The organism is Clostridium bornimense (genome assembly GCF_018917145.1).
Taxonomy (GTDB): Bacteria; Bacillota; Clostridia; order Clostridiales; family Clostridiaceae; genus Clostridium_AN; species Clostridium_AN bornimense_A.
This window is the reverse complement of the sequence record NZ_JAHLOD010000073.1, coordinates 1-11,038: the sequence shown is the minus strand read 5'-3', so window position 1 is coordinate 11,038 and position 11,038 is coordinate 1. Positions and strand designations below refer to the sequence as shown.

Below are 11,038 nucleotides of genomic sequence, written 5' to 3'. Positions count from 1 at the left end.
ATGGAGAAAATAATGGAGTTATTGAAGAAATTTAATGATGAAGGAAAAACAATAATAATAATAACTCATGATAGTAAAGTGGCTAAAAAGTGCAACAAAGTTTTATATATTGAAGATGGTGAAATAAAGGAGAAAAATATAAATGATTAGAAAAAAAAGAATTATATTATTTATAATAGTTATTATTTTAATAATATTAATAGGATATGGATATTCAATTTGTAGTAGTAAAGAGCAGAAGGATAGTGGTGAAAGATGGTTCTCAGGAGATGGTGGGAATAATAGTTATATAATAACTAATAGAAATAAGATTGTATTATTGAAGATTGAAGTTAGTTGTGAAGCAAATGAAAGTGATTCAAAAGATAAGGTTAATGTTAAAGTAACCAATAGCGATTTGGAAGAGATTAGGTCTTTTAAAATAAAAAGTGGAGACAAAGTGACAAAGTGGGCAATAGTAAATTCTGGTGATGATTTTTATGTGAATATAGAAAGTAATAAATTTGAAGGTAACGTTAAAATAATGAATTATACATATATAATTTTTTAAAGTTATTTATTGTAATTGAGGCATATGCACTAAAATGTGATGCTTATGTCTTCAAATAATTATTAGTGAATATTAAAAGAGTATTTTGTGAGACATTCTTTTGGAGAATTGATTGATGGTGTATAATATTACCAATGATTGCATATAAGTACATTGCTATTGTAGCTAAAGATAAATTAATATGAATCAGTACTAACAATAAACAAAGAATAATTTATTATATGGGACTTAATGTACTAAGAAATGAAAAATATAAAGTAAAAAGTGATGGAAATTTAGAAAGGTGAGATTTATGAAGAATAAAGTTAAGTATTATATTATGGGTATTATTATAATTTTACTTAGTTCACCTGTAGGATATATCTCTGTTAATATTATTTTTGCAAATAAAAATTTAGCAGGTGAATTTGAAGTTTTATTAAATGGGTTTATTCATTCATATATGTTAATTGGAGTATTAATATTTAGTATAGGTGTTATAAAGTTGTTTATTGAAAAGAAAAATAATAATTAATGAAAGAGAGTGTAATATAAAAGTGGTAAATGACAATTTACTGGACGATGGTTTATTGTTATTGAATTATACGACAGAGGAATGGAAAAGATTTTTTTAAAGAAAAAATTTAATATAAAAAGATATGAAGAAATAGATTATCCAGAATATGGACAATGCGCAAGAATGTTTTTTCTTGAAAAGAAAATAAAGTAAAAAAATAAATTAATATTGCGAATATGTAAAATATGAATTACAATGGGATTATATAATTGCAATGGTTATTTTTAGTAGAATTAAAAAGTAAATTGAATAGTAGGTGGAACTTTGGTGAGATTCCAAGACTGTGCCGCAACTGAAATGCTCTATTATAAGAGACGAGTCAGATCTTCCTTTTTAAACATATACTTCGAGCAAGGTATATGTTTATTTTGGGAGGCTTTTTTATTAAGTCTCCTTTTTTTATGAGGTATCACCAAAATCAATTAATGTTAGTGTATATATTATTTCTATGGGACACGCTAATGGAGAATATATTAAGCTTATAATCTTGCAATTAAAACATTAATATGGAGGGTTTAGATATCAATGAAAAAAAAGAATGTAATTAAACTTAGTGTAAGTTTAATACTGATGGTTTCTATTGTTTTTGGATTCATTTCAAATTCATTTGCTGAAGTCATTGGACTTAGTACTAATGTAACTAAAGGATACGTTACACTTTCTGTGGAAAAGTTCACTTTAGGACAAGGATATATAGTAGAACCTATTACGATACCGTATAGCGAAGGGGATACTGTAGCAAAACTTATTACAGAATATTTAGGTGAAGGAAATTACAAAAACACTGGTAGTGTAGAAAATGGATTTTATTTATCTTATGTAAGAGATAATGATACTAGTGATGTTAATGTGCCACAATACATTTTAGATCAATGTGGAGAAGTTGAATCAAAATCTGATGCTGATTGGCTTGGAGAGTTTGATTATACATCTATGTCAGGATGGATGTTCTGTGTTGATAATAAGTTCCCTAACTTTGGTGCAGCTGATTATAAAGTAGAAGATAATGATGTAATAAGATGGCAGTTCACAGTATATGGATATGGAATGGATATCGGAGGAGGATATTCAGAAACTCCTTCAGGAGATGGAACTTTTGCAGGATCTTATGTAGCTATAGCAGATAAAGATAAATTGACAAAAGCTATTGGCGATATTAATGCCGATAAAAATAAGGAAACTATATTAGCAAATACAGATATAAAGAATGCTTATGATAAAGCTTATGAGGTATTGGAAAAAGTAGATTCATCTCAAGATGATGTAGATAAAGCTTTGTCAGAATTACAAAATGCTCTTGATAAAGTTAAATCTGATAGTAATAAGACAGTTGAAGCGATAGAACCTGCAGTGTCAGTTAATGATGCAATTAGTACCACTGGTAATTTTCTATATACAAATACACCAAATCCTACACTTGGAACATCAGGAGGAGAGTGGACAGTATTATCTTTAGCTAGAGCAGGATATCCTGTAGATGAGAATTATTATGAGAATTATTATAATAATGTGGTTTCTAAAATTCAAAGTTGTGATGGTGTTTTAAGTACATCAAAATATACAGAATATTCAAGAGTAATTTTAGCACTAACAGCGATAGGAAAAGATGTAACAGATGTTGGTGGATATAACTTATTAAATTATTTAGCGGATTTTTCTAAAGTTAAAAGACAAGGGATAAATGGACCGATATTCGCACTTATTGCTTTAGATACTAAGAATTATGAAATACCAGTTTTAAGTAATGTTACAGATCAGACGACAAGACAAAAATTAATAGACTATATATTATCTAAAGAAATAAAAAAGGGAACAGATGAAGCTGGTGGATGGGCACTTAGTGGAACTAATCCTGATCCAGATATTACAGCGATGGCATTACAAGCATTAGCTAAATACAAAGATGATGAAACTGTAAAGCCATATATAGATAGAGCTGTTGAAAAACTTTCAAAGATTCAAAAAGAAGATGGTGGATACTCAAGTTGGGGAACTGTTAATAGTGAGAGCGTAGCACAAGTTATTACTGCATTAACAGCACTTGGAATAGATCCTAAAACTGATGCTAGATTTGTAAAGGATGGAAACTGGCTAATCAGCAATATTATGGGATTCTATGTTGATGGCGGAGGATTTAAACATATTAAAACAGATTCTGTTAATGGAATGGCTACTGACCAAGCTATGTATTCATTAGTCGCATATAGCAGATTTGTAGATGGAAAAACATCTCTTTACAATATGACAGATGTAAATGGTGCTGGTGATAAAATAGATATTGAAGGGAAAGTAACTATTTCAATGCCTGAGAAAATCAGTGGAAAAGCTGGAACTAAGTTTAATGTTAATTTAAATGTTGGAAGTTGGCCAAAAGGCGATTTTAAGTTATTAGATGGTGTAATAACAATTCCAAGTGAAGTTGAAATTACTGGTATAACTATGAACAGTGCCAATATTACTGGTGGTATGTGTGACTTTGGAGTTGAAGGAAATACTCTTAGAGTAGTATATACAAATAAAACATTAGATAATATTAAGCTTTTAAACAATGAATTCCCATGTGAAATACTTACAATAAATGCAAAGTTAAAAGAGGATGTTGATGAAGATAAAAAACTAGCATTTAAAGTAGAAGATTTCCAATTAAAAGCAGGCTCAGAAGAATCTGATATAGCTAAGTGGGATACAGTAGATTCTGAAGAAAGTACTGTAATTGGAAAAACTGTAGAAGCAACATCTAGAGTACTATTTAATGGTGATGGAATAGACTTAATTCCACTTAATAAACAAGCTGTAGCTGTTGAATTTATCAACATTGATGGAACTCCTAAAATAATTTTCAATGATAATACTGAGATGACATATAGCAAAGAATTGTCACAAAAAAAAGGCGTTGCAACATATGTAGCATTAGTAGACACTACTATACCTCTTACTGATATGAATAATGTAAATAAGTATTTAATTGAGTCTTCTTTAGAGACATCAAAAATGAAATTTGGAGATATCAATGATGATGATATTGTAAATGCACAAGATGCTCTTAATGTATTATCAGTATGGCTTAGAAAAAGTAGTGCACCAGAAGGAACAAAGATAATTAAGATGAATGTTAATGGAGATTCAAGAATTAACACTTCAGATGCACTTGGTATCATGGAGTATTATGTTAATGGAAAAGAGTATTCTATTTTAAGTAAATAAAACAACATTTAGATGGAGCTGAAGTACAAAGAAGTAATTTTGTACTTCAGGCTCCTTTTTTACAGTGAGTATTGAAAAGGATGATATTATGTTAGAAAAGATAAAGAATGCTTCAAAGAAAAAGAAAATCATAGCTGTAGTATTAATTTTAATAGCTATTATAGCTATAGTATTTCTCATATTTAGAGTCAAGAAAGAATTAGATAAACCAGTGTTATCATTAATACCACCTAAGCCTATTGAATCTACTAGTAGGGAGGAATTTGTGGTAAATGCACAGTTATCAGCATTACCACATAATTTATATCCAGCAGCCAGTATTTCTGTATCTTTTGATAATACAAAGCTTGAGTTTACAGGAGTAAAAATGGGAACAATGATGACTTATGGAGATAAGAGAGCTAATGGATATAGTTTTGATGTACCACAATGGAGTTGTAATACTGAAGTATCAAATTTAAAAGGTGAAATAAATGCAATGTATTTAGATACTACAGCAGGGAAGTATGCATATTGTAGTGAAGGTTTTGATAGTGATAAAAAAAATATAGTATTAAGACTTGGATTTAAGTTAAAGGACAGTGCTATAGCTGGTGACAGCTATAATCTTACTTTTAAAGATGGAGTATTTGCCGTTGTTGATGGAGATGAAAGTAAAGAGTCTCTTGCAATGAAGCTTGGTACTCTTAGAACTAATAACTGCAGAATCGTTGTTAAATAAGTAGGAAAGTATCAATTTTGTGGAGGGAAAATATGAAGTTAAAAAGAGCACTAAGTATACTTTTAATCACCGTATTTTCTATAGTGTTTATTGCTTGCGGAAAGGTGACTGATTCAAGGAGTCAAGATATACCTAAAGATGGTATAGTAAAATCTAAGGTTTTTGAAGATCTTATGTTTGATGACGATATGATGATGTTTAATGGCAGTAGTGGTGATATAAGTTATCAGTGGACCTTTGTTGGTGGATCAATAAAGAATCCTACAGACTTGAATTTGTTACTGAAATTTAGTAATAAAAAATCTAATGAAGTAAAAGAAAAGTTAGGAGCAAAATTTGTTCAAGGTTTTTCTTATTGTGAGAGTAATAATATAAAATGGAGTCCAAGTTTATCTATAACATTAAATAAAAAGTTAGATTGCAGTTTAGTTACAGTCTATAAAAGTAATAATGATGATTATACTAAGGTGAGCGATACCACTATTGATGAAGGTACCAATGGTACAATTTCCTTTACGGTAACGGAGAATATTGGAGAGTTCTATATAGTTGGTACAGGAGAAAGTACTGCAGAAGAAGATATCGACAATAGTGATTTAAAAGAAGCAAATAATAATGGAGATGAAAATAAAGAAGAAGGTAATGAGTCTAAAAAGTATTTAACTGATGATTATAAAGATTCTTCAAAAGCATCTAATGGTGTAAAGATATCTGATGGTTCAAGAACTACTCAAGATAAGTATTTGACAGATCCAGTACCGAAAGGAAAACAGGAACCTGTTGAGCCTGGAGATGTCAAGATAGATAAAAGTAAAGTTAGGCATTGTACGCTTTCTATAAGATGTGACACTCTTCTTAAAGAGGAGAATTACAATGTAGCAAAATCTAATGGTAAAGCCTCAATGATTCCGGCTGATGGCGTAATTTATAGCACTAAAAAGGTTGAATTTTATCAGGGGGAATCTGTTTTTGATGTACTTTTAAGAGAAGTTCAAAAGTATGGAATTCATATGGAATACTCTATGACGCCTATGTATAACAGTAATTATATTGAAGGGATAAATAATCTATATGAGTTTAATGGTGGAGAGCTTAGTGGATGGATGTATAAGGTAAATGGGTGGTTTCCTAACTATGGGTGCAGTAGGTATAGTGTTCAAGATGGAGATGTAATTGAATGGGTATATACTTGCGATCTTGGAAGAGATGTGGGATGTGAATGGCTTGGAGATTAAAATAAGTAATTCATTTGCTAAATATCACCCTTTTGTAAATTTTTATTATTTTGTATTTATTATTTTGTGTAGTATGTTTTTTATGCATCCAGTATTTTTAGGGATTTCTTTTGTTACTTCATTTATATATTCTGTTTTTTTAAATGGAACTAAAGCTATAAAGTTTAATTTACTTTATATGATGCCATTATTAGTTTTAACAGCATTTATGAATCCTGCATTTAACCATGCAGGAGTAACAATTTTGTTTTATTTAAAGAATGGAAATCCCATAACTTATGAATCAATAGCTTATGGAATAGCATCAGCTACAATGTTCATTTCAGTTATTATGTGGTTCTCATGTTATAACGCAATAATGACTTCTGATAAGTTTATATATATTTTTGGAAGAATAATACCTAGTTTATCATTGATTTTTTCTATGGTATTAAGATTTGTTCCTAAATATAAAAATCAAATAAAAATTATAAGTAATGGACAAAAAGCAATGGGAAGAGATATGTCTCAAGGAAATATTATAAGAAGAGCTAAAAATGGTATTAAGATAATATCTATTCTTGTAACATGGGCGTTAGAAAATGCTATTGAAACAGCAGATTCTATGAAAGCAAGAGGATATGGGTTAAAAGGTAGGACAAGCTTTTCAATATTTAAATTTTACAGAAGAGATAAAATAATGATGGGAGTACTTTTAGTCCTTTCACTTATCGTTATTAGTGGAGTGATTTATGGCGTTAATAGAATAATTTATTTTCCGTGGATTAAATTGTCTAGAAATACCGTATTTTCATTTATAGTAGATATAAGTTATTTTCTCTTTGCTATATCACCGATAATATCAGATATTATAGAAGAAATTGCTTGGAGAAAAATTAATAAAATAGAGGGGTAACGATATTATGAGTAAAATAAATAAAAGAACATTAATGGCATCATTTTTTATTTTAATTGTAATACCTATTACGATTTTTATTGGAGTATTTTATTTAAATGATAGAAAGTATTATTTTATAAGTCTTTTAATAGTGATATATACAATGATTCCTTTTTTTATGGTATTTGAGGAGAGAAAACCTAAAGCAAGGGAGCTTATAATAATTGCTGTTTTAACTGCAATAGCAGTAGCAGGAAGAGGTGCTTTTTATATGCTTCCTCAATTTAAACCAGTTGTGGCTATTGTAATTATATCAGGAGTATGTTTTGGTGGTGAAAGTGGTTTTCTAGTGGGAGCATTATCTGGATTTGTATCTAACTTTTTCTTTGGACAAGGTCCGTGGACACCTTGGCAAATGTTTTGTTTTGGAATAATAGGATTTCTTGCCGGAGTACTGTTTGAAACTGGGATTCTCAAGAAAAACAGAATTCAGCTTTGTATATTTGGGGGAGTAACTACTTTTTTTATTTATGGAGGAATAATTAATATTGCAGCGTTGTTAATGTTTAATTCTAAGATAACAGTTAAATCACTTATTTCGACATATATGTCAGGAATCCCCTTTGATTTAGTACATGCTGCAGCTACTATTTTTTTTCTATTTGTAATTTCAAAACCTATGATAGAAAAGTTAGATAGAATAAAGATTAAATATGGATTAATTCAGTGTTAAGGAGGGGTGTTGATGGAGATTATAAAGATAAGAGATTTTTCTTTTACATATCCTATGAATACGAAAAAAGCATTGGATAATATTAACATAGATATAGAAGAAGGAGACTTTATTTTACTATGCGGAAAAACCGGCTGTGGTAAAAGTACATTATTAAGGCATCTAAAAAATTCCCTTGTACCACATGGTGAAAAGGAAGGGACTATAACTTATAAAGGTGTAGAAATTGATAAGTTAGATAGAAGGGTTGATGCATCAGAAATAGGGTATGTTCTTCAAAGTCCTGATAACCAAATAGTTACTGATAAAGTATGGCATGAACTAGCATTTGGAATGGAAGGCCTTGGTTATGACAGTGATACTATTAGAGTTAGAGTAGCAGAAATGGCAAGTTATTTTGGTATAGAAAATTGGTTTTATAAGAAAACCACAGAGCTATCTGGTGGAGAAAAGCAAATATTAAACTTAGCATCTATTATGACAATGAATCCTAAAGTTTTAATTTTAGATGAGCCAACATCACAATTAGATCCAATAGCAGCTATGGAATTTTTGCAAACTGTGAAGAAGATTAATTTGGACTTAGGTATAACTGTTATATTAAGTGAACATAGATTAGAAGAAGTATTTACTATGGCTGATAAGGTAATAGTCATGTCCAGTGGTAAAGTATTATCATATACCGAGCCTAAAAATATAGCATATGAAATAAGTAATGCCGGAGAGGACATAATATCTTTATTGCCTACAACGGTGAAGTTATTTATGAAAATTAATGATAACGTTGCAAACTCCAGTCAATGTCCTATATCAATAAGAGATGGGAGAAAGTGGCTTAGTAATTACTGCAAATTTTTAAATATAGATAATAGAATTAGTAATACCTTTAGTAAAGAAGATAGCAAGGAAAAAGATATACTTCTTAAGTTAGACAATGTTTGGTTTAAGTATGAAAAGGATGGAAGAGATATTATAAAAAACTTATCTCTTAATATAGAAGAAGGAGAGATTTTCAGTATCGTGGGGGGAAATGGTACAGGAAAATCTACTACAATTTCTATTATGGCTGGTATTAATAGACCATATAAAGGAAAAATATTATATAAGAATAAGAAAATAGAAAGTTATAAATCTAAAGAATTATTTTATAAGAATATAGCAGTTTTATCTCAGAATCCTGACAGTATTTTTGTAAAGAAAACAGTAAAGTTAGATTTATTTGAAGTTCTTGATGGTGTAAAAATTTCAAAAGAAGAAAAAAAGAAAAATGTAGATAAAATTGTAAGGTTATTAGAAATAGAAAATATATTAGATATGCATCCATATGATTTAAGTGGAGGAGAGAAGCAAAAAGCAGCTCTTGGGAAAATACTTTTATTAGAACCAAAACTTCTAATTTTAGATGAGCCTACAAAAGGAATTGATAATTTTTATAAAGGTAAAATAATTAAAATACTAAAAGATTTAAAAGAGAAAGGTACCACTATAGTTATAGTTACTCATGATGTAGAATTTGCAGCAGAAGTTTCTACAAGATGTGGTATGTTTTTTGACGGAAATGTAATATCTATGGGGGAACCTATAAAATTCTTTTCAGAGAATAATTTCTACACAACATCAGCAAATAAGATTAGTCGTGACATTTTGGGGAATATAGTGACATATAAAGATATACTGAATAGTATTATTTCAAAAAATATTTAATAATACAATAAAATGTTTGAAATCTCATAAAGTAAAGAAATTACCTAACGATAATTTAAAAGAAGTTATAATTTAAAAGAAGTTATAATTTGGGGTAAGGAGAAAACTAATGAGCGAAATCTTTAAAGAAAATGAATATGAAATTGATAAAATACTTATAAAAATATGTTATTGTTTTTTTGCTTTTTATCAATTACTATTTGTTAGCACACTATCATTTAAAATTAATTTAATACTAGTTATATTTGGTGTTATTATTAGTTTAATACCAATATTATATTATAAGAGTAGTAGTGATAGAAGTAAATTTAAATGGATAACAATTATATTTTTAATTATAAATATAACGATAATGTATTCAGCCTTTTATGCAAATGTAATGTTATTATGGGTTATTCCTATAATAGTTGCAACAAGGTTTTAGATGAGGCTATACAAAATCTAAATGGAAATTTATCTGAAACTAATAATGGAATTGATAAGATCGGTAAATCAATATACAATATTTCTGAAAGTTCTAAAGAGGTATTACAATTTGCAGAAGATACAAATAGCAATGTAGATATGTTTGTAGATGAGATATCATTAGTTGTTAAGGAAGCTGAAGGCATGGAAGTAACTAGAGATACTATGCAAAGCATTAATAATGAAAATAAGAGTAATATGAATAAGATTATGGCTGTTATGGATAATATAAAAGAAAGTACGGAGGAAAGTGCAGAAATAATCTACAATTTAATAGAAAAAACACAGATAATATCTCAAAAATTTATTAGTATAGTAGAAATATCCAAGCAAACAAATTTATTAGCATTAAATGCAAGTATCGAAGCTGCTAGAGCTGGAGAATATGGAAAGGGATTTAGTGTTGTTGCAGAGGAAGTTAAAAAGCTTGCGATAGAATCCACTGAATGTGCTAATAGCGTTGAGGAAGTATTGAAAGAAATTAAGAAAGATACAGAAAAGACTATTGAATCTATCAAGAGCAATAGTGTTATAGTAAATGATAGTATTCAATATGCAGAAGATACAAACAAATCTTTTGATTATTTCCTAGCTATGCAAAGTGATATGGAATCTAAACTAAATAATATTATTAAGTATATGGACAAGTTTACTACTAGCGGTAAAAATATAAGCGAAAACATGGAAGTTCTATTAGAGAAGAATCAATATAATGATAGAAATATAAATTCTATAGAAAAGGCAATAAATGATATTATGAATTATGCAAGCAAGAGTAGAGATATAATGGAAGACATAAAAGAGCAATCTAAGGCATTAGCAGAGAGAAAAAGTTAATATATAATGGTATAAAGAAAGCTGTCATACAAAAAAGTGATATGATACCTCTAAAGTAGACATGGTAAATAACCAAAATCTACTTTGGAGGTATTTTTTATGGGAAGACAATATAAATATTCTTTTGAAGATAAAATCAAGGCAGCAAAAGATTAT

At 28.9% G+C, this 11,038-nt stretch carries 10 protein-coding genes and 1 riboswitch; all 10 genes read left to right on the top strand.

The window, feature by feature from the left end:
- Positions 1-142: 142 nt before the first annotated feature.
- The 10 genes from KQI30_RS15690 (at position 143) to KQI30_RS15645 (ending at position 10,882) form a co-directional block, all read left to right on the top strand.
- Positions 143-550, top strand: coding sequence for a hypothetical protein (locus KQI30_RS15690; RefSeq protein ID WP_216464288.1), 408 nt, complete (start codon positions 143-145; stop codon positions 548-550).
- 292 nt (positions 551-842) lie between these two features.
- Complete coding sequence (locus KQI30_RS15685) at positions 843-1,064, top strand: hypothetical protein (protein ID WP_216464287.1); 222 nt, start codon at positions 843-845, stop codon at positions 1,062-1,064.
- Positions 1,065-1,342: 278 nt separating this feature from the next.
- Positions 1,343-1,474: riboswitch (adenosylcobalamin (AdoCbl) riboswitch) on the top strand.
- 157 nt (positions 1,475-1,631) lie between these two features.
- Entirely contained in the window at positions 1,632-4,310 is a 2,679-nt protein-coding gene (locus KQI30_RS15680) for a DUF4430 domain-containing protein (protein WP_216464286.1), read from the top strand.
- A gap of 88 nt (positions 4,311-4,398) precedes the next feature.
- Positions 4,399-5,031 carry a hypothetical protein gene (locus KQI30_RS15675; RefSeq protein WP_216464285.1) on the top strand — a complete coding sequence of 211 codons (633 nt, stop codon included), beginning with the start codon at positions 4,399-4,401 and terminating at the stop codon, positions 5,029-5,031.
- A 32-nt stretch (positions 5,032-5,063) separates the two neighbouring features.
- A complete protein-coding gene (locus KQI30_RS15670) occupies positions 5,064-6,266 on the top strand; it encodes a DUF4430 domain-containing protein (RefSeq protein ID WP_253287543.1) in 1,203 nt (400 codons plus the stop codon).
- Complete coding sequence (locus KQI30_RS15665; RefSeq protein ID WP_253287542.1) at positions 6,256-7,161, top strand: energy-coupling factor transporter transmembrane component T; 906 nt, start codon at positions 6,256-6,258, stop codon at positions 7,159-7,161. Before KQI30_RS15670 ends, KQI30_RS15665 begins: the two co-directional genes overlap by 11 nt.
- Before the next feature lie 7 nt (positions 7,162-7,168).
- Entirely contained in the window at positions 7,169-7,876 is a 708-nt protein-coding gene (locus KQI30_RS15660) for an ECF transporter S component (protein ID WP_216464284.1), read from the top strand.
- Positions 7,877-7,888: 12 nt separating this feature from the next.
- On the top strand, positions 7,889-9,580 hold the full coding sequence (locus KQI30_RS15655; RefSeq protein ID WP_216464283.1) for an ABC transporter ATP-binding protein: 1,692 nt from the start codon (positions 7,889-7,891) through the stop codon (positions 9,578-9,580).
- A 109-nt stretch (positions 9,581-9,689) separates the two neighbouring features.
- Entirely contained in the window at positions 9,690-10,004 is a 315-nt protein-coding gene (locus tag KQI30_RS15650) for a hypothetical protein (protein ID WP_216464282.1), read from the top strand.
- Entirely contained in the window at positions 9,968-10,882 is a 915-nt protein-coding gene (locus KQI30_RS15645; protein WP_216464281.1) for a methyl-accepting chemotaxis protein, read from the top strand. Before KQI30_RS15650 ends, KQI30_RS15645 begins: the two co-directional genes overlap by 37 nt.
- The last annotated feature ends 156 nt before the right edge of the window (positions 10,883-11,038 follow it).